Annotated in this window: 19 protein-coding genes and 1 riboswitch; of the genes, 9 read left to right on the forward strand and 10 right to left on the reverse strand. The window is 73.4% G+C overall.

Annotated elements, in window-relative coordinates; all coding sequences use genetic code 11:
• Position 1 precedes the first annotated feature (1 nt).
• The 5 genes from MFF04_RS03920 to MFF04_RS03940 form a co-directional block, all read right to left on the reverse strand.
• Positions 2–1147: a YihY/virulence factor BrkB family protein gene (locus MFF04_RS03920; protein ID WP_238274161.1), complete on the reverse strand. Its 1146-nt coding sequence runs from the start codon at positions 1145–1147 to the stop codon at positions 2–4.
• Positions 1148–1216: 69 nt separating this feature from the next.
• A complete protein-coding gene (locus MFF04_RS03925) occupies positions 1217–2737 on the reverse strand; it encodes a malonate--CoA ligase (protein WP_238274162.1) in 1521 nt (506 codons plus the stop codon).
• 45 nt (positions 2738–2782) lie between these two features.
• A complete protein-coding gene (gene dmeF, locus MFF04_RS03930) occupies positions 2783–3730 on the reverse strand; it encodes a CDF family Co(II)/Ni(II) efflux transporter DmeF (protein ID WP_238274163.1) in 948 nt (315 codons plus the stop codon).
• A gap of 17 nt (positions 3731–3747) precedes the next feature.
• Positions 3748–5157, reverse strand: coding sequence for a malonyl-CoA decarboxylase (locus MFF04_RS03935; protein WP_238274164.1), 1410 nt, complete (start codon positions 5155–5157; stop codon positions 3748–3750).
• Between the two features lie 109 nt (positions 5158–5266).
• The gene (locus tag MFF04_RS03940) at positions 5267–5461 is read right to left on the reverse strand and encodes a hypothetical protein (RefSeq protein WP_238274165.1); all 195 of its coding nucleotides are present in this window, start codon (positions 5459–5461) and stop codon (positions 5267–5269) included.
• Between the two features lie 254 nt (positions 5462–5715).
• Between MFF04_RS03940 and MFF04_RS03945 the strand changes: the two genes are divergently transcribed.
• Entirely contained in the window at positions 5716–6915 is a 1200-nt protein-coding gene (locus tag MFF04_RS03945; RefSeq protein ID WP_238274166.1) for an MFS transporter, read from the forward strand.
• Here the strand turns inward: MFF04_RS03945 and cobD are convergent.
• The gene (gene cobD, locus MFF04_RS03950) at positions 6908–7939 is read right to left on the reverse strand and encodes a threonine-phosphate decarboxylase CobD (protein WP_238274167.1); all 1032 of its coding nucleotides are present in this window, start codon (positions 7937–7939) and stop codon (positions 6908–6910) included. The two genes, MFF04_RS03945 and cobD, sit on opposite strands and share 8 nt — an antisense overlap.
• Here cobD and cbiB point away from each other — a divergent pair.
• Positions 7916–8917, forward strand: a complete 1002-nt coding sequence (cbiB, locus tag MFF04_RS03955; RefSeq protein ID WP_238274168.1) for an adenosylcobinamide-phosphate synthase CbiB — start codon at positions 7916–7918, stop codon at positions 8915–8917. The two genes, cobD and cbiB, sit on opposite strands and share 24 nt — an antisense overlap.
• Here cbiB and MFF04_RS03960 read toward each other — a convergent pair.
• The 4 genes from MFF04_RS03960 to cobU are packed head-to-tail and all read right to left on the reverse strand — an operon-like array spanning position 8901 to position 12012.
• Positions 8901–9371: a YfjT/YkfB family phage-associated protein gene (locus MFF04_RS03960; protein ID WP_238274169.1), complete on the reverse strand. Its 471-nt coding sequence runs from the start codon at positions 9369–9371 to the stop codon at positions 8901–8903. The two genes, cbiB and MFF04_RS03960, sit on opposite strands and share 17 nt — an antisense overlap.
• 57 nt (positions 9372–9428) lie before the next feature.
• Entirely contained in the window at positions 9429–10892 is a 1464-nt protein-coding gene (locus MFF04_RS03965) for a cobyric acid synthase (protein WP_238274170.1), read from the reverse strand.
• On the reverse strand, positions 10892–11494 hold the full coding sequence (gene cobO / locus MFF04_RS03970) for a cob(I)yrinic acid a,c-diamide adenosyltransferase (RefSeq protein ID WP_238274171.1): 603 nt from the start codon (positions 11492–11494) through the stop codon (positions 10892–10894). Before cobO ends, MFF04_RS03965 begins: the two co-directional genes overlap by 1 nt.
• On the reverse strand, positions 11491–12012 hold the full coding sequence (gene cobU / locus MFF04_RS03975) for a bifunctional adenosylcobinamide kinase/adenosylcobinamide-phosphate guanylyltransferase (RefSeq protein ID WP_238274172.1): 522 nt from the start codon (positions 12010–12012) through the stop codon (positions 11491–11493). Before cobU ends, cobO begins: the two co-directional genes overlap by 4 nt.
• Positions 12013–12090: 78 nt before the next feature.
• Positions 12091–12287, forward strand: a riboswitch (cobalamin riboswitch).
• Positions 12288–12324: 37 nt separating this feature from the next.
• Between cobU and MFF04_RS03980 the strand changes: the two genes are divergently transcribed.
• From MFF04_RS03980 to MFF04_RS22115, 7 genes are all read left to right on the forward strand, one after another.
• Complete coding sequence (locus tag MFF04_RS03980) at positions 12325–12507, forward strand: CbtB domain-containing protein (RefSeq protein ID WP_373319950.1); 183 nt, start codon at positions 12325–12327, stop codon at positions 12505–12507.
• A 26-nt stretch (positions 12508–12533) separates the two neighbouring features.
• Positions 12534–13265: a CbtA family protein gene (locus tag MFF04_RS03985; RefSeq protein WP_238274173.1), complete on the forward strand. Its 732-nt coding sequence runs from the start codon at positions 12534–12536 to the stop codon at positions 13263–13265.
• The gene (locus MFF04_RS03990; protein ID WP_238274174.1) at positions 13258–13659 is read left to right on the forward strand and encodes a DUF1636 family protein; all 402 of its coding nucleotides are present in this window, start codon (positions 13258–13260) and stop codon (positions 13657–13659) included. The genes MFF04_RS03985 and MFF04_RS03990 overlap by 8 nt, the downstream gene beginning before the upstream one ends.
• Positions 13656–14690, forward strand: coding sequence for a cobalamin biosynthesis protein CobW (cobW, locus tag MFF04_RS03995; RefSeq protein ID WP_238274175.1), 1035 nt, complete (start codon positions 13656–13658; stop codon positions 14688–14690). Before MFF04_RS03990 ends, cobW begins: the two co-directional genes overlap by 4 nt.
• Positions 14691–14695: 5 nt before the next feature.
• Positions 14696–15577, forward strand: coding sequence for a DUF4349 domain-containing protein (locus MFF04_RS04000; protein WP_238274176.1), 882 nt, complete (start codon positions 14696–14698; stop codon positions 15575–15577).
• 16 nt (positions 15578–15593) lie between these two features.
• Positions 15594–18869: a cobaltochelatase subunit CobN gene (cobN, locus tag MFF04_RS04005; RefSeq protein ID WP_238274177.1), complete on the forward strand. Its 3276-nt coding sequence runs from the start codon at positions 15594–15596 to the stop codon at positions 18867–18869.
• Positions 18866–19035 (forward strand): ferredoxin-like domain-containing protein (locus MFF04_RS22115; RefSeq protein ID WP_505744203.1); only part of this gene is annotated, 170 nt, incomplete at its 3' end. The genes cobN and MFF04_RS22115, both read left to right, overlap by 4 nt.

Here is a 19035-nt window from a genome sequence, read left to right on the forward strand (position 1 = left end):
CTCAGGTCGCGGCGCCCACGGTGTCGGCCATGCGCGCCTCCCGGGCCCCGAGGGGGAGCTCGGCGCCGGTCGTCGTGTCGCGCCCGGTCTGGTGCTCGACCTCGGCGTTGATCTCGCCGCCGAGGAGCACGATGGTCGAGGAGATCCAGATCCAGGTCATGAAGCCGACGACGGCGCCGAGCGAGCCGTAGGTCTCGTTGTAGGTGCCGAAGCTGGCGACGTACCAGGAGAAGAGCAGCGATCCGCCGATCCAGAGAAGCGCGGCGACGACGCTGCCGAGGCCGACCCAGCGCCAGCGCGCCTTCTCCCGGCTCGGCCCGTAGCGGTAGAGCACGGAGAGCGCGCCGAGCATCACCAGGAGCAGCACCGGCCAGCGCAGCAGCGCGACGAGCCACGCACCGTCGCTGATGCCGACGAACTTGAACACGACCGGCAGGACGACGATGCAGGTGAGCGCCAGCATCGTGAAGATGAGCGCCCCGCCCGTGAAGGCGAGCGAGCGCAGGTTGAGCATGACGAAGGAGCGCTTTTCCTCCTCGTCGTAGACGATGTTCAGGGCGTCGAACATCGCCTTCATGGCGGCGTTCGCGCTCCAGAGGGAGAGCGCGAGGCTGGTGAAGAAGGTCAGGCCCAGGGTGCCGCCTCCCTTGGCGGCGATGCGCTTCACCTGCTCGCCGATGATGTCGATGGCGCCGGAGGGCAGCACGCCCTGGAGCGTGGCGAGGTGCTCGTTGATGACCTGCACGTCGGCGAAGAGGCCGTAGCAGGAGACGAGCGCCGCGACCGCCGGGAAGAGCGACAGCAGCGAGTAGAAGGTCACGCCGGCCGCGACCGAGAGCACGCGGTCCTTGTTGAACTCCATATAGACGCGGGTGAGCACGTCCCGCCAGCCGCGGGGCGGAATCTGCACCGGGCTCGCGGCGTGGCGGCCGCGATCCCTCTGCGTCGCCGCGACGAGCTCGGCGCTGCGGCCCTCGTGGGAATGGGCGCCCTCTCCGCGCCGCTCCGGCCGGCCCGGCGGATAGCGGTGCCGCTCGCGCCGACGCGCGCCCGCCAGGGCGACGAGGGCCGTCCCGAGGGCGAGCGTCCAGAGGAGCGAGCCCCCGCCCTCGCTGGCGGGGCGGGGCGGCGGAGCGGTGGCGGCCATCGGGTCTCGGGGGGTAAGGAAGCGCGGCTTGGGAACCCGGCTCCCGAGGGGATGTTCCCGTCCCCTCCCCTACGTGGCGTAGAGACCGGAGAGGCGCTCGCGCAGCAGGTTCTTCTGGACCTTGCCCATGGCGTTGCGGGGCAGATCCTCGGCGAAGATCACCCGCTTCGGGCATTTGTACCGGGCGAGCCGCCCCTCCAGGGCCGAGAGGATGCCGGCCTCGTCCGGGGCGCCCTCCCCGGCGACGACGACGGCGGTGACGCCCTCGCCGAAATCCGCGTGGGGCAGGCCGATCACGGCCGACTCGACGATGCCGGGCATCGCGTCGATCTCGGTCTCGATCTCCTTCGGGTAGACGTTGTAGCCGCCGGTGATGATGAGGTCCTTGCCCCGCCCGACGATGTGGACGTAGCCCTGCGGATCGACCTTGCCGAGGTCGCCGGTGATGAAGAAGCCGTCGGCCCGGAACTCGGCCGCCGTCTTCTCCGGCATCCGCCAGTAGCCCGTGAACACGTTCGGGCCCTTCACCTCGATCATCCCGACCTCGTCGGTGCCGAGCACGCGGCCGGTGTCGGGATCGGTGACGCGCAACGCCACGTCCGGCAGGGGGAAGCCCACGGTGCCGGCGATGCGCTCGCCTTCGTAGGGGTTTGAGGTGTTCATGTTGGTCTCGGTCATGCCGTAACGCTCGAGGATGGCGTGGCCCGTGCGGGCCCGCCACTCCCGATGCGTCTCGGCGAGCAGCGGCGCCGAGCCCGAGACGAACAGGCGCATCCCGGCCGCCGCCTCGCGGGTCAGGCCGGGCTCCTTGAGGAGGCGCGTGTAGAAGGTTGGCACGCCCATCATCGCGGTCGCCCGCGGCATCAGCGACAGGATCAGCCGCGCGTCGAGCCTCGGCAGGAAGAGCATGCCGCCGCCGGTCGCGAGCACGATGTTCGTCGCCACGAACAGGCCGTGGGTGTGGAACACCGGCAGGGCGTGGATCAGCACGTCGGCGGCGGTGAAGCGCCAGAGCGCGGCGAGCGTCACCGCGTTCGAGGCGAGGTTGCGGTGCGTCAGCATCGCGCCCTTCGAGCGCCCGGTGGTGCCGGAGGTGTAGAGGATCGCAGCGAGGTCGTCGGGCCCGCGGGGCACGTCGGCGAAGTCACCCGCCGCGGCGTCGGCAGCCTCGGCGATGGTGCCCTGGCCCGCCGCGTCGAGGGTATGCACGCGGGGCACGCCCGCCTGCGCCGCCACCGGCTCCAGCGCCTCGCGACGGCCGGGGTCGCAGACGAACAGGGCGGCCTCGGCGTCGGAGAGGAAATAGGCGATCTCCGGCGCGGTGTAGGCGGTGTTGAGCGGCAGGAAGACCGCGCCCGCCCGGACGGCACCGAGATAGAGGAAGATCACCTCGGCGCTCTTCTCGACCTGCGCGGCCACGCGGTCGCCGGGGCGCACGCCCATCGCCGTCAGCGCCGCGGAGTAGGCGGCGGAGCGGGCCATGAGGTCCGCGTAGCTGTAGCGGCATCCCTCGGCGGTCTCGATGAAGGTGCGGGCGGCCGGCTCCGCCGGCAGCGCCCCGCGCACCAGGGCGAAGAGGTGGTTGCTCATCCGCGGCGAACTAGCACATCGCGCGCGGTTGGGGAGAGACCGCGCTCAGGCGTGATGCGGACAGGGCTGCACCTCGACGGTGACGTGGCTCAGATCGCGGATGCCGGCGAGGCGGGCCTTGTAGGCGGAGGGCGGCTGCGGGCGGTCGGTGACGATCGCGACCACGGCCGCCCGATGCCCCGGACCGATCTGCCAGAGATGGAAGTCCGTCACGCGGTCGCCATCGGTCTCCAGACGCTGGCGGACCTGATCCTCGATCTGCCCGCTCGGGACGATATCGAGCAGCACCGCCCCCGCCGACCGGATCAGGCTCACCGACCAGGCCGCGATCACCGCCGCGCCGACGAGGCCCATCAGCGGGTCGAGCCAGACAAGGCCGAGATACCGGCCGCCGAGCAGCGCGGCGATCGCCAGGACCGAGGTGAGCATGTCCGCGAGCACGTGGACGTAGGCCGCGCGGTAGTTCGTATCGTGCTCATGGCCGTGAGCATGCCCCTCGTGGTGGGAGGCGTCGGCGTGGTCGTGGTGATGATCGTGATCGTCGTGGAGGAGCCAGACGCTCGCCGCGTTGACGAGAAGGCCGGCCACCGCGATCGGCAGGGCCTGCCCGAAATCGATGGCGACCGGCGCGACGAGGCGATGGGCGCTCTCGACGCCGATGTAGAGGGCGATCATCCCCAGGATGATGGCGCTGGCGAAGGCCGCGACGTCGCCGATCTTGCCCGTGCCGAACGAGAAGCGGCGGTCGTTCGCGTACCGCCGCGCGAAGCGGTAGGCGAGCGCGGCGATACCGAGGGCTGCTGCGTGCGTGGCCATGTGCCAGCCGTCCGCGACGAGGGCCGCCGAACCGGCGAGGGTACCGCCGACGATCTCGGCCACCATCGTGACCGCGGTCAGGATCACGACCGCCCAGGTCCGACGCTCGTGGCGCTCGTGTCGGCCGCCGAGGAAGACGTGGTCGTGGGTCCAGGGCTCGATCGAGCGGCTGTGCATCCGGCGCGTCTCCCGGGTCAGGCGTCCGCGAGCGCGACGGCGCGGGGCGGCGGCAGGTTCGCGCGCAACTCGCGGCTGACGACACTCGACGCCGCCACGGTGCCGAGATTGGCGAAGGTCTCGTGGTTCTTCTCGATGGCCGAGAGGTCGTAGAGGTAGTTCACCATCAGGCCGTAGGACTGCTTCAGCCCTTTGGCGGAGACGTCCCCGAGAAAGTTCAGCCGCTCCAGGCGGGCGCCGTTGCCGAGGTGGAAGCGCGCCACCGGGTCGAGGGGGCGCCCACGCTCGTTCTTGGCACGCAGGAAGTAGGCGGCGGCCGCCGGCAGAAGGGCCTTGCGGACGGTGTCGGCGATCGGCTTGTCGGTCGCCCAGTCCGGCCGGTCGAGGAGGCGCAGCGTCTCGACATCCTCGCGGGTCAGGCCCTGAGGCGCGTCGGCCCGGCGCTCCCGGTCGAGCCAGCGTGCGAAGCCGGGCACCGGAGAGAGCGTCACGAAGGTCTTCAGGGTCGGGATCTCACGGGCGAGATCCTCCACCACCTGCTTGATCAGGAAGTTGCCGAAGGTGACGCCGGCGAGCCCCCGCTGGCAGTTCGAGATCGAGTAGAACACCGCGCAGGTGGCGGAGCGGGCCGGCAGCACCGCGCGCTCGTCGGCCAGCACGGGAGCGATGGCCGGGGCGATGCCGGAGGTCAGCGCCACCTCGACGAAGATCAGCGGCTCGTCGACCAGCGCAGGGTGGAAGAAGGCGAAGCAGCGCCGGTCCTGCGGCTCGATGCGCCGGCGCAGGTCCTCCCAGCCCTGGATCTCGTGGACCGCCTCGTAGCGGATGATCTTCTCGAGGATGTGCGCCGGGGTCGTCCAGTCGATGTGGCGCAGCACCAGGAAGCCCCGGTTGAACCACGACGCGAACAGGTGCTCGAAATCATCGTCGAGGCTCTCGGCGGCATCGATCAGGGCCCGGTCCGGCCGCTCCTCGTCGCCCAATGCCTTGCGCAGGTCGAACAGGTCCTCGCGCATCCGCACGAGGGACAGGGTGCCCTCGCGGGCGAGGTTGAGGCGGCGGATCAGCTCCTGGCTGCGCGGCTCGGCGACGTTGTGGAGCGCTCCGAGCCGGGCGCGGGTCGGCTTCTCGCGATAGGCGGCGATGGCCTGCTCGACGGCGCCGTGGTCCGCGTCGAACTCCACGGCGATGAGCCGGAGGAAGGCGTGGCGGTCCTCCCGCGGGAAGCTCGCGTAGCGCTCAAGGATGACCCGCGCCAGGGCGACGCCGGAGGCCTCGCCGCGCCGGGAGATCAGGTCGTCGCAGAGCTTGGCGAGCTCGGCGGGGCTCGCCCGCTGCGCCATGTCACCTCGGGCGAGGCCGATGAGGTCGCGGCCGCGCTCGCCGATCGTCTGGAGGAGATCGCCGAAGAAGGAGCTTGCCGCCATCGCGTCGAGACCGTCGGCTCCCCGAGCACCGGACCGCCCGCGGCGGCCCGTCCGACAATCTAGCGGCCCTGAGCCGGCAGGGCCAGCGCCGCGGACACGCCGCGACCGGTCAGACGCCCGCTGCCGCGACCTCGGCCCGGTCGGCGCGCTCGCGCCAGTCGTGGAGCCCGTGCTGGCGCGCGAAGCGCAGCTCGGCTGCCCGGCGGGCGCGCTCGGCGCTCCTTGCGCGGGCGATCTCCACCGAGCCGACGGTGAAGGGAACTCCGAGAATCTCCTTGGCGAAGCTGATGCGATAGGTCGACATGCAAATCCCGCGTTCGAGGCCCCGTGCGCGTCGATCGTTCGAGGCGGTTGCGCGACTCAGCCGGCGGACCGGATTAGAAGCGGAAACAAATCCAGCTCCAAGAGGCATTTACCGCCTCGGCGGGTGCCATCCCCGGTTCCGTCGGCCGGCGACACCCGATATGGGAGCGCCCGACGAGGGCCGGAAGACGGGTGCGACCTTCCGAGCCTGTGCGACGGGTCGGGACGCGTCCGCCGGAAGATCGGGAAAGCGACGTGACGCAGAGCCAGGGCGCGACGCCGCGCCTCACGAGCCGGGCGCGGATCGGCCTCACGCTCATCGCCGGCGGCGCGGTCGCCAACATCTACTACAACCAGCCGCTCCTCGCGATGCTCGTCACCGAGTTCGGCGCGCGGGCGGCGCTCTGGATTCCGGCGGCCTGTCTCACGGGCTACGGGCTCGGCATCCTGCTGCTGGTGCCGCTCGGGGACGGGCTGCCCCGGCGCAGCCTCATCGTCTGGCAGCTCCTCGGGCTCGCGGTCGTGCTGGTCGCCGCGGCGCTGGCAGGCAACCTCCCCGTCCTGGCGCTGGCGAGCCTCCTGATCGGCTTCCTCGCCTCGGCCGCGCAGCAGGCGGTGCCCTTCGCCGCCGAGCTCGCCCCGGATGAGAGCCGGGGACGCGTCGTCGGGCAGGTGATGACCGGGCTCCTCAGCGGCATCCTGCTGGCCCGGACCGTCAGCGGATTCGTCGGCGCGCATCTCGGCTGGCGGGCGGTGTTCCTGGCGGCGGCCGGCGTGGCCCTCGGCATGGCGGCGATCGCCGCGGCGACGCTTCCCGCGACGGGGCGCGCCGCGAAGCTGCGCTACCGGGCCCTGATGCTCTCGATCCTGCATCTCGTGCGCACGCAGCCGGTGCTGCGGGTCGCCGCACTGACGCAGGCGCTGCTCTTCGCGAGCTTCAACGCCTTCTGGACGAGCCTCGCACTGCTCGTCGAGGCGCCCCCCTTCGGGCTGACGGCGGCGGGCGCCGGGCTGTTCGGGGTGATCGGCGTCGCGGGCGCCCTCGTCGCGCCGCTCTCGGGCGGCTTCACCGACCGGCGCGGGGCGCGGCCGATGGTGCTCACCGGGTGCGTCCTGACGGCCGCGGCCTTCCTGGTGCTGTGGGCCGTCGGGCAGCGCTCGCTCGTCGCGATCGGGGTCGGCGTGCTCCTCATCGATATCGGCATCAACGCGGCGCTCATCGCCAACCAGACTCGCGCCTACGCCCTCGTCCCGGGCGCGCGGGGGCGGATCAACACGGTGCTGTTCACGACGATGTTCGTGTTCGCGGCGATCGGCGCCTTCGCCGGCTCCCAGGCCTTCCTGACCGCCGGATGGCCGGGGGTCTGCGCGGTGGGCGGCGCCTTCGCCGGCCTCGCCCTGATCGTGGCGGTCCTCGACCGCTCCGGCAAAGTCTCTTCTAGCCAAGTCACTTGAGGACGCGGGAGAGACGGCACCAATCCTCGCGGGTCGCCGGCAGGCCGAAGCGGAGTCGCTGCGGAGCCTGCTCGAAGCGGCGGACGTAGATTCCGGCTAGGCCGAGCCGCGCGAAGGTGCCGGGGCCGTCCTCGAAATCGGCGGTGCGGAACAGCGCCGTGCCGCCGACGACACGGCCGCCGCCCCGGAGGATCATCCGGTCGAGGCGGCCGGCATCGGCGAGGCGCGCCGTCGCCGCCTCCGCACGCCAGCCGAGGTCGGAGAGGGCCGCCGCGCCGACGAAACCCGCCGGCCCCGACACGGCCCAGGGCCCGAGCGCCCGCGCCACGGCCGTGACGAGGGCCGGTTCGGCGAGCGCGAAGCCGAGGCGCAGGCCGGCGAGCCCGTAGGTCTTGCCGAAGGAGCGCAGCACCGCGAGGCCGGGACGCAGGTCGCCGCAGAGGCTGTCCTCCGGCTCCAGATCGGCGAAGGCCTCGTCCACGACGAGGAGCCCGTCCCGCGCGGCCATGTCCGCGGCCAGTGCGAGCAGGGTGTCGCGCGATAGTCGCCGGCCGTCCGGATTGTTGGGGTTCACGACGACCGCCACGTCCGCCTCCGCCAGCGCATCGAGGGCGGTCACGGCCTCCACGGCGTGCCCGCCTCGCGCCCAGGCGGCGGCGTGCTCGGCATAGGTCGGCCCGAGGACGGCGACGCGGCCCGGCCTCCGCAGGCGCGGCAGGGTCTCGATCAGGATCTGGGTGCCCGGCGCCGCGACGATAGAGGCCGGGTCGGAGGCGCCGTAGGCCAGCGCCGCGGCCGCGCGCAGCCGGCGATCGTCCTCGGCGGAGGGCAGGCGCGCGAGACGGCTTGGCGGCAGCGCCGGGCAGGGGTACGGGACCGGGTTGATGCCCGTCGAGAGGTCGAGCCACGGCTCGGGCGCGCCGGGAAACAGCGCCCGCGCTGCGTCGAGATCGCCCCCGTGGGCGACCGGCGCATCCCGCGTCCCGAGCCCGCTCCCCCGATGTCCTGGACCGACCTCGCCCATCCGCCGCACACGCTGCCGATCCTGGCGCTCGCCCTCGCCGTCGAGGCCGCCTGCGGCTACCCGCAGGGGCTCTACAGGGCGCTCGGGCATCCTGTCACCTGGATCGGCCGGCTGATCGCCGCCCTCGACCGGGGACTGAACCGGGGCGACGCCCGGCAACGCCGGGCCGGCGGGGTCTTCGCGCTCGCCCTGCTCCTCGCGGTGGTGGGTACGGTCGGGCTCGGTCTGACCCGGCTCGCGGCCCTCGCCGGCCTTCTGCCCGGCATCGTCATCCTGGCACTCTTGGCGGCGAGCCTGCCGGCGCAGCGCAGCCTGCACGAGCACGTCGCCACCGTGGCGCAGGGCCTGCGGGCGGAGGGGCTCGCCGGGGGACGCCACGCGGTCTCGATGATCGTCGGGCGCGATCCCGAGACGCTCGACGAGGCCGGTGTCTGCCGCGCCGCCATCGAGAGCCTGTCCGAGAACTTCTCCGACGGTATCGTCGCGCCGGCGTTCTGGATCGGCGCCGGAGGGCTCGCGGGCGGCGTCCTCTACAAGGCGGTCAACACCGCCGACAGCATGGTCGGCCACCGCACGCCGCGCCACGAGGCCTTCGGCTGGGCCTCCGCCCGGCTCGACGACCTCGTGAACCTGCCGGCCTCGCGCCTCTCGGCGCTGCTGATCGTAGCGGCGGCGGCCCTCCATCGCGACGCCTCTGCGAAGGGTGCCATGCATGCCGTGTGGCGGGATGCCGGGCGGCACCGCTCGCCGAACGCCGGCTGGCCCGAGGCGGCCATGGCCGGGGCGCTGGGCCTGCGCCTCGCCGGACCACGGGTCTACGGCGGCACGCGGGTCGCCGATGCCTGGATGGGCGATGGCCGGCCCGAGGCCACCGCGGCGGATGTCGAACGGGCGCTGCGCCTCTACCGGACCGCCTGCCTGCTCCTCGCCGCGACGGCGGCCGTGCTCGCCGCGCTCGGCCTCACAGGCAGGGGGTGACGATGGTCTTCTTTCCGTCCCTCACCGCGTCGCGGACGTTGGCCAGCGGGTAGGTCTCGGCGGCGTCGAGGCTCGGATACTCGACCGTAAACGTCCGCGCCCTGCTGGCGACGAGCGCCTGCGCCATCCGCTGGAGTTCGAGGCGCGCGCCGCGGGCATCCACCGGGCCGTAGCCGTCCTTGATCCGGAAGACGTGGTTCTCGCCATCGACGATCACCTGCACGTCGACCGGCTGGCCCTTCGGAGCCTTGGCGGCGACGCCCTCCAGGATGATCCCGGAGCGCTTCTCGTCGGTGCCCGAGCCGCAGAAGAGCGTGAAGCGGCCGCCGTCCTTGTTGCGGATGCTCGCCTCGACCGTGCCCTGGCCGGTGCCGACCACCCAGCGGTAGTCGACGGCCCAGGCCGGCGCGGTGGCGAAAAGGGTGAAGGTGGCGAGGACCGTCGCGAGCCGCATGGTGCTCCCTGAACGCACGTGGAAAGGGGCCAGGGTCGGCGGAAGCGGGGCCGCGGGTCAACCGCCCGCCAGCGCCAGCAGCCGGTCGCAGTCGAGATGGCGTTCGAGATGCGCCGCCAGGGCGTCGAGGGTGCTCTCGACGCCGGCCTCGTAGGACGCCCCATCTGAGGCGCCCCCGAGCCGGGCGAGCCAGGCCGCCCTCTGCCGGTCGTCGGCGAAGAGGCCATGGACATAGCTCCCCGCCACGCGCCCGTCCGCGGAGATCGCTCCGTCCTGCCGCCCGTCCGCGAGGCGCAGCAGCGGCCGGGCGGTATCCGGCCCGGTGGTCTCGCCGATATGCATCTCGTAGCCGGCAAATGATGCCGCGTCGGCAAGGCTCGTGCCGCTCACCGCTTCGAGGCGCTTCAGGGGCGTCATCATCGTCTCGACGTCGAGGAGGCCCAGGCCCGGCACGCTGCGGGGCTCGCCCTCGATGCCGTCGGGATCGCTCAGGATCCGGCCGAGCATCTGGTAGCCGCCGCAGAGACCGAGCACCCGGCCGCCCCGGCGCAGATGGGCGCGGATGTCGATCTCCCAGCCTTCCGCACGCAGCGCTTCGAGATCGGCGATAGTGGTCTTCGAGCCAGGCAGCAGCACGAGGGCGGCGTCACCCGGAATCGCCTGTCCCGGATGCACCAGCACCACCTCGACGCCGGATTCCGCCCGCAGGGGGTCGAGATCGTCGAAATTGGCGATGCGCGGCAGCACCGGCACGGCGATCCTGAGGCGCCGTCCCTCGCCCGGTGCGGAGCCTGAGAGCCCGAGCGCATCCTCGGCGGGGAGCCGGGCGGCTTCGGGCAGATGCGGCACGAGGCCGAGCGCCTCCCAGCCGGTAAGCCTCGCGATCATCGCCATGCCGTCCGCGAACAGGCTCGGGTCGCCGCGGAAGCGGTTGACGATGAAGCCGCGGATCATCGCGGCGTCCTCCGGATCGATCACCACCTTCGTGCCAACGAGGCTCGCGATGACCCCGCCCCGGTCGATGTCGCCGACGAGCACCACCGGCGTCTGCGTGGCGCGGGAAAAACCCATGTTGGCGATGTCGCCCGCCCGCAGGTTGACCTCGGAGGCCGAGCCCGCGCCCTCCACCAGCACGAGGTCGGCTTCGGCCCGGAGACGGCCGAAGCTGTCGAGCACCGATTCGAGAAGGCGCGGCTTCCAGGTCTGGTAGTCGCGGGCCCTCACCGTCGCGACCATCCGGCCCTGCACCACCACCTGCGAGCCGACCTCGCTCTGCGGCTTCAGCAGCACCGGGTTCATATGGACGCTGGGCGCCACGCCGGCCGCCCGCGCCTGAAGGGCCTGGGCGCGGCCGATCTCGCCGCCGTCGGCGGTGACGGCGGCGTTGTTCGACATGTTCTGCGGCTTGAACGGGCGCACCCGCAGTCCCTTTCGCGCGAAGACGCGGGCGAGGCCGGCGACGATCAGCGACTTGCCGACGTCGGAGCCCGTGCCCTGGATCATCAGCGCGCGTGGGCGCATCAGAACTCGATGCCTTCCTGCGCCTTCACGCCGGCCGAGAAGTGGTGCTTCACGCTGCCCATCTCGGTGACGAGGTCGGCGGCCTCGATCAGCGGCGGCTTGGCGTTGCGGCCGGTGACGACGACGTGGAGGTCGGGCCGGCGCGCCCGCAGCGCCGCGACCACGCTCTCCAGGTCGAGGTAGTCGTAGCGGAGCGCGATGTTGAGCTCGTCGAGGACGAGGAGGCCGAGGGAGGGATCGGCCATCAGCTCCACGGCCTTCGCCCAGGCATGCTCGCAGGCGGCGACGTCCCGGGCGCGGTCCTGCGTCTCCCAGGTGAAGCCCTCGCCGAGCGTGTGCCAGGCGACCCGATCGCCGAAGCTCTCGAAGGCGTGCTTCTCGCCGGTGTCCCAGCCGCCCTTGATGAACTGCACGCAGGCGACCCGCCGGCCGCGGCCGAGCATGCGCAGCATCAGGCCGAGCGCCGCCGTGGTCTTGCCCTTGCCGGGGCCGGTGTTGACGATGAGAAGCCCCTTCTCGATCGTCTTCTCCGCGACCTCCGCGTCCTGCGCGGCCTTGCGCTTCTCCATCTTGGCGCGGTGGCGCTCGGCATCCCCGGTCATCGGCACTCCTTCACGGTCATCGGCAGGCCCGCCACGGTGAGCACCACCCGGTCGGCGATGGCCGCGAGGCGCTGGTGCAGGCGCCCGGCCTCGTCGCGGAAGCGGCGGGCGAGCGCGTTCTCCGGCACGATTCCGAGGCCGACCTCGTTGCCGACGAGCACCAGGGGGCCGGGCGCCGCCCCGCAGGCGTCGAGGAGCGCGCCGAAGGCCGGTTCGAGCTCGGCTTCCGACAGGATCAGGTTGGTCAGCCACAGGGTCAGGCAGTCGACCAGCACCGGCCCTCGCGCGTCCGAGATCGCCTCCGGCAGCGCCAGCGGCACGTCGAGCGTCCGCCAGCCCTGCCGACGGCGCTCCCCGTGGAGGGCGATGCGCGCGCGCATCTCGTCGTCGAAGGCCTGACCGGTGGCGAGGTAGAGCCAGGGCGACGGCTGCGCCTCGATCAGCGCCTCGGCGTAGCGGCTCTTGCCGGAGCGCGCGCCGCCGAGGACGAGGGTCATGCGAGGCGGGGCGACGAGCATCGGGCCGCTTTGCCCGAAAGGAGAGGCGGAGGTCAAAGCTTTCGGCGGGCCCAGCGCGTTGTGCCGTCCGCGGCGGCGCGCTACAAGGCCAGCGACGGTGCCCCGGCGACGGGGTGAAAAGGGAATGCGGTGGCGGGCCTCGGCCCGGATTCCGCGGCTGCCCCCGCAACTGTGAGCGGTAAGCTCCTGCCGATGGCCACCGGACCTGATGTCCGGGAAGGCGGCAGGCGCGGCGACCCGCGAGCCAGGAGACCTGCCGTCACACGGGACAACCATCGATGCCGCCGGTGGGGCGGCGGGAGAGACCTGACCATGGCGACCAGCGTTCAGACCCTCGGCCAGACCACCGCCCGCGCCGGCGACCGACTCTCGGCCGTCGCCATCGCGGCCCTGCTCGGCCTGGGCCTCGTCTTCGTCGCGGGCTTCGCCCCGGCCACGGTCCTGCACAACGCCGCCCACGATTTCCGGCACACGCAGAACTACCCCTGCCACTGAGCCTCCGGCGCAGCGGCTCCACCCCGATGATCCTCCGGCTTCTGTCGGCGGCGCTCGCCGCCGGCTTCCTCGCGGCCGTCGTCGCGACCGGCCTTCAGCTCGTGCTGACCTCGCCGCTCATCGTCGCGGCCGAGCGCTACGAGACCCAGGCCTCGGCGCCCTCCGCGCCGGGGCTGATCCAGCCCGCGCATGTGCATCTCGCCCACGATCACGGACATGCCGCGCCCGGCGAGGCCCGCGAGTGGCAGCCGGCGCCCGGCCTCCAGCGGGCGGCCTTCACGGGGCTGGCGACGCTCGTCGGAGCGGTCGGCTACGCGCTGCTGCTCGGTGCCGTGATGCTCGCCGTCGGGCGCGAGCCGACGCCGGAGAGCGCGCTGGGCTTCGCCGTGGCGGGCTTCCTCGCGGTCGCGCTGGCGCCGGCGGTCGGCCTGCCGCCCGAGCTCCCGGGCAGCGAAGCGGCGCCGCTGGCCGCCCGGCAGGCCTGGTGGGTGATGACGGCGGTCTCCACCGCGCTCGGCCTCTACCTCATCCTGGTGCGCCGGGTGGCGATCACCATCCTCGGCGGCCTCGTCCTGATCGTCGGGCCGCATCTCGCCGGGGCGCCGGAGGCGGCGGAGACCAAGACGGCGCTTCCCGCCGGGCTCGCCGCGCAGTTCGCGGCCCGCTCGCTCGGCGTCTCCTTCGTGACCTGGGCGGTGATCGGCCTCGCCTTCGGCTGGTGCTGGCAGATGTTCGGGCGGGAGCGGGCGAATGCCTGAACCGGTGACGCTCTACGTCTGCACGACCTGCCGCGCGGCCGGCGACACCGCCGAGCCGCGAGCGGGCACGCGCCTGCTCGCAGCCCTGGCGCAGGCGCTGGAGGAGCGGCCCGGCGCGGAGATCCGCCTGGAGGCGGTCGAGTGCCTCTCCGTCTGCAAGCGCCCCTGCACCGTCGCGGTGGCCTCGGCCGGCCGCTGGACCTACGTCTACGGCGACCTCGACCCGGTGGAATCCGCCGCGACCATCCTCGACGGCGTGACCCGCTACGCGACGACCGGCGACGGCATCGTGCCCTGGCGGGAGCGGCCGCAGGCCTTCAAGTCCGGCGTCGTCGCCCGCATCCCGCCCTTTCCGAATCCCTCGCCGAACCCCTTGCCAAAGGCCGCCGAATGACCCTCCTCGCCAAGGTGCCCTGCACCATCGTCACCGGGTTCCTGGGCGCCGGAAAGACGACCCTCGTGCGTCACGTCGTCGAGAATGCAGGCGGGCGCCGGCTCGCCATCCTCGTCAACGAGTTCGGCGATGTCGGCTTCGACCGCTCGTTCCTGGCCGCCTGCGGGGTCGAGGGCTGTACGGAGGACTCGATCGTGGAGCTGCCGAACGGCTGCATCTGCTGCACCGTCGCGGACGACTTCGTGCCGGCGCTGACGAGCCTCCTCGACCGGCCGGAGCCGCCGGAGCACATCCTCATCGAGACCTCCGGTCTCGCCCTGCCGAAGCCCCTCGTCCAGGCCTTCCAGTGGCCGGCGATCCGCTCGCGGGTGACGGTCGACGGCGTGGTCGCCGTGGTCGACGCGCCGGCCGTGGCCGAGGGCACCTTCGCCGACGACCCGGAGGCGCTCGCGGCGCAACGCGCGTCCGACACGAGCGTCGACCACGACAACCCGCTGGAGGAGGTCTTCGAGGATCAGCTCCTCTGCGCCGACCTCGTGGTGCTCAACAAGACCGATCTCCTCGACGCGGACGCCATCGCCCGCGTGCGCGCCGACATCGCCGGGCACCTGCCCTGCGCCGTGAAGACCGTCGAGACCGCGCAGGGGCGCATCGAGCCCGCCGTGCTGCTGGGCCTCTCGGCGGCGGCCGAGGACGACCTCGCCAACCGCCCCTCACATCACGGCGAAGGGGAGGACCACGACCACGACGACTTCGAGACCGTGGCCCTGCCCGTCAGCCCGGCAGGCAGCCCGACGGATGTCGCCGCGCGTGTTGCCGCCGCGGCCGAGACCGAGGGCGTGCTGCGCATCAAGGGCTTCGTCGCCGTGGCCGACAAGCCGATGCGCCTCGTGGTCCAGGGCGTCGGGCGCCGGGTGAGCCACCATTTCGACCGGCCCTGGCGCAGCGGAGAGCCCCGCGACGGCCGCCTCGTGGTGATCGGCCTCAAGGGCTTCGACCGGCAGGCCGTCGCCACGGCGCTCGCGGGATAGGCGGGATGAGCGCCCTTCCGACCCTCCTGCGCGGGTTCGCCCTCGCCCTCCTGCTGGCAGCGGGCGGCTGCGCGGATCGGGACGCGGGCACGGCATCGCCCGAGATCCGCGGTCTCGCGGCGTCGCCGGCGCTGGGGCGCAATCAGGACGTCCAGCTCGCCTACCGGCACAGCCTCACCATCGGCCTGCGCTCGGACCGGGTCGCCGCACGCTTCGCCGCCGCCCGCGACCGCTGCAACGGCGAGGCCGAGAAGGGCTGCGTGCTGCTCGAATCCTCGCTCAGCGAGGGCCGCGGCCCGTCGGGCCGGCCGAGCGCGTCGCTGCAGGTCCGTCTGCCGCATGACGCGGTGGCGCCCTACGTCGCCTTCGTCACGGCGCCGCTCCCCGGCGAAGCGGCCGGGGACGTGGTGGTCCGCGATCAGTCGACCCGCGCCGACGACGTGACGCGGGTGATCCAGGACGGCACCCGCCGCATCGCGCAGCTCGGCGACTACCGCGCGAAGCTGACGGCGCTCTCCGAGCGGCCCGACATCAGCGTCGAGAGCCTCATCAAGGTCGCCGACGAGCTGGCCAAGGTGCAGTCGCAGATCGAGGAGGCGGAAGCCGCTCAGCGGGGTGTGCGGCAGCGGGTCGAGACCGAGATCGTGACGATCTCGCTGCGCTCCGACGAGACCCGCACCGGGCCCTTCGCCCCGGTCTCGGACGCCTGGGCGCAGAGCGGGCGCATCCTCGGCGAGAGCGCCGGCACCGCCCTGCGCGTCGCGGTGGCGAGCCTGCCCTGGATCCCGCTCGTTCTGATCGTGTTCCTGATATTGCGCGCCCTGTGGCGCCTGCGCCGCCGGCGCCGGGCGCGACCGCCGCGCCTGCAGGTGGAGGAGCGGCCGTGACGGCCGGGGCCCGGCCATGCATCTGATCCGGATCGATACCGTCTCCCTTGACGAGGGCGAGGCGGCGGTCGATCTCGGTCAGGCGCCGGGCGAGGTCGTGTTCCTCTCCTTCACCGATTCGGACCTCGCTGGCCTCGCCCGCGCCTACGCGGCAGAGGAGCCGCGCTTCTCGCTTCGGCTCGCCAAGCTCGCGCGCCTGCGCCACCCGCTCTCCGTCGACCTCTACGTGGACGGCGTGATCGCCAAGGCGCGGCTCGTCGTGATCCGCTGTCTCGGCGGGCTCGACTACTGGCGCTACGGGATCGAGCGGGCCTCCGAGGTCGCCCGCGCCAACGGCATCGGCCTCGTGCTCCTGCCCGGCGACGACCGGCCGGACCGCCGCCTCGATTCCTACGCGACCCGCCCCGAACTCGCGCCCGTCCTCGACGGCTACTTCCGCGCCGGGGGCGAGGCGAACCTGCGCCGGATGCTCGGCCGGCTCGGCCTGGAGCTCGGACATCGGGGGCAAGCCGAGCCGCCGCAGGCGATGCCCCGCGCCTTCCCCTGGACGCCCGATGGGGTCGCCGTGCCGGAGGATTCGGCGCGGGCGCTGGTGCTCGCCTACCGCTCGGCCGTGCTCGGGGGCGACACCGCGCCGGTTCAGGCGCTCTGTGAGGCGCTCGCCGCCCGCGGCCTCGCTCCGCAGGTGCTCGCCGTGTCGAGCCTCAAGGATCCAGAGGCGGTCGCCGTTCTTGCGCAGGCCCTCGACGCGCGCCGGCCCGACATCATCCTCGCCGCCACGGCCTTCTCGGCGCGGGACGATGCCGGCTTCGTCCTCGACCGGGCCGGCTGCCCCGTACTCCAAGCCTTCACCCTCGGCAGCGCGCGGGCCGCCTGGGAGGGCTCGGCCCGGGGCATGAACGCAGCCGACCTCGCCATGCAGGTGGCGCTGCCGGAGTTCGACGGGCGCCTCTCCGGCTTCCCGATCTCCTTCAAGGAGGAGGCGCCGGAGATCGAGGGCTTTTCCGAGCGCCGGGCCGTTCCCTACCCCGAGGGCATCGCCGCGCTCGCCGAGCGCGCCGCCGCCTGGGTGCGTCTGGCCCGCCTGCCCCGTGGGGAGCGGCGGTTGGCGATCGTGCTCTCCGACTATCCCGCCCGCGGCGGCCGGGCCGGCTACGCCGTCGGGCTCGACACCCCGGCGAGCGCGGCCGCCATCCTCTCCGATATCGCGGAAGCCGGCTACACAATCGAGGGCATCCCGGAGCCGGTGGCGCTGATGCGCGTGCTCACGGAGGGCGAGCAAGGCTTTCGCGTCGGGCTCGCCGCCTATGAGACCTGGCTCGCGACGCTGCCCGAAGCCTCCCGCGACGAAGTTTCCGCCGCCTGGGGCGCGCCGGAGGCCGACCCGCATTGCCGGGACGGCGCCTTCCGCTTCCGCGCCCTGGAATGTGGGGGCGGCGCGACGCTGTTCCTCCAGCCCGACCGGGGCCGCTCACTCGAGCGCAAGGACAGCTACCACGACCCCGATCTCACCCCGACGCACGCCTACCTCGCCTTCCATCTCGGCCTGCGGCAGCGCTTCGACGCGCTGGTCCAGCTCGGCACCCACGGCACCACCGAGTGGCTCCCCGGCAAGGCGGTCGCGCTCTCGCTCGACTGCTGGCCCGCCCGTGCGGTCGGGACCCTGCCGGTCGTCTATCCCTTCATCGTCGACGATCCCGGCGAGGCCGCCCCCCTCAAGCGCCGCCTCGGCGGGGTCGCCCTCGGACACCTCACGCCCGAGACCGCGACGGCTGCGCTCGATGCGGAAGGCGCCCGCTTGCGCGAGCTCGTCGAGGAGTATTCCGCCGCCAGCGTCCTCGATCCGCGCCGGGCCGGGCTGATCGCCCGCGCCATCCTCGACGAGGCCGAGACCGCCGGGCTGCTCGATGCGGCGGGCATCGCGCCCGGCACGGCCATGGCCGACGCGCTCACCGCCCTCGACGCCCATCTCTGCGACCTCGGCGAGACCAGTTTTCGCGATGGGCTCCACGTCTTCGGCCGGGCGGCGCAGGAGGCAGACACAGCCCGGCAAGCGTGCGCCGAGGCCGAGCGCGACGGACTCATCGCCGCCCTCGACGGGCGCTTCGTGCCCCCTGGCCCCGCCGGCTCGCCCTCGCGAGGCCGCCGCGACGTGATGCCCACGGGGCGCAACCTCGCCACCCTCGACCCCCGCAGCCTGCCGACCCGCGCCGCGAGCCTGCTCGGCGAGCGGGCGGCGGAGGCGGTCGTCGCCCGCTACCTCCAGGACGAGGGCAGCTACCCGGCCCGCATCCTCATGGACCTCTGGGCCTCCCCGACGCTGCGCACCGGCGGCGAGGACGTGGCCCATGCGCTGGCCCTGATGGGCGTGCGCCCGACCTGGGACCACGCCACCACCCGCGTCACCGGCTTCGAGGTGCTGCCCCCCGCCCTCCTCGGCCGGCCGCGCATCGACGTGACGGTTCGGGTCTCCGGCGCCTTCCGCGACACCTTTCCCGAGACCCTCTCCCTCCTCGACCGGGCCGCCCGCGCGGTCGCCGCCCGCGAGGAGGAGGACGAGGACAACCCGCTGGCCGCCGCCCGCCGCCGGGGCGAGGCGCCGGCCCGCGTCTACGGCGCCGCCCCGGGCCGCTACGGCGCCGGCACCGCGGGCGTCGCCCTCGACGGCGCCTGGGAGGCCCGCGACGACCTTGGCCGGGCCTATCTCGCCGCCACCTCTCACGCCTACGGCGATGCCGAGGAAGCCGCCCCCGACGCCTTCGCCGGCCGCGTCGCGTCGGCCGACGCCTACGTCCACGCCTTCGACGTGGCCGAGCGCGACCTCCTCGACGGCGACGCCGCCGTCGACGCCATGGGCGGCTTCGCGGCCGCCGCCGCGCTCACCGGCGGCGCGACGCCGCTCTACAGCCTCGACACCGGCAACCCGGAGCGCCCCAAGGTGCGCACGGCCGCCGAGGACGCGCGGCGACTGATCGCGGGCCGCCTGACCAATCCCCGCTGGATCGCCGCGCAGCTCCGCCACGGCTATCGCGGCGCGCAGGAACTGGCCCAGGGCGTCGACGCGCTCTTCGTGCTCGCGGCCGCCAGCGACGCGGTCGGCAGCGCGGAGATCGACCGGCTCTACGCCGCCACCGTGAGCGACCCGGACGTCTTCGAGCCCTTGAGCGCGGCGAATCCGGCGGCCGCCCGCGCCATCCTCGACCGCTTCGAGGGGGCCCGCCGCCGCGGCCTCTGGCAGAGCCGCCGCAACGCCATGCCGCCGGAGGCGCTTCTGCCGGAGAACGCGGCATGAGCGCCTTGCCCCGCCGCGTCGCGCCACAGGCGCCGGCCCGCCGCGGCTGGTGCCCGAGCCTGATGCGGCCGATGCCGAGCGGCGACGGGCTCCTCGCCCGCGTCCACCCGCGCCTCGGCATCCTTTCGGCCGCACAGCTACGAGCGCTCGCCGAGGCCGCCCGCCG

Source organism: Methylobacterium jeotgali (assembly GCF_022179345.1).
GTDB classification, from domain to species: Bacteria; Pseudomonadota; Alphaproteobacteria; order Rhizobiales; family Beijerinckiaceae; genus Methylobacterium; species Methylobacterium jeotgali.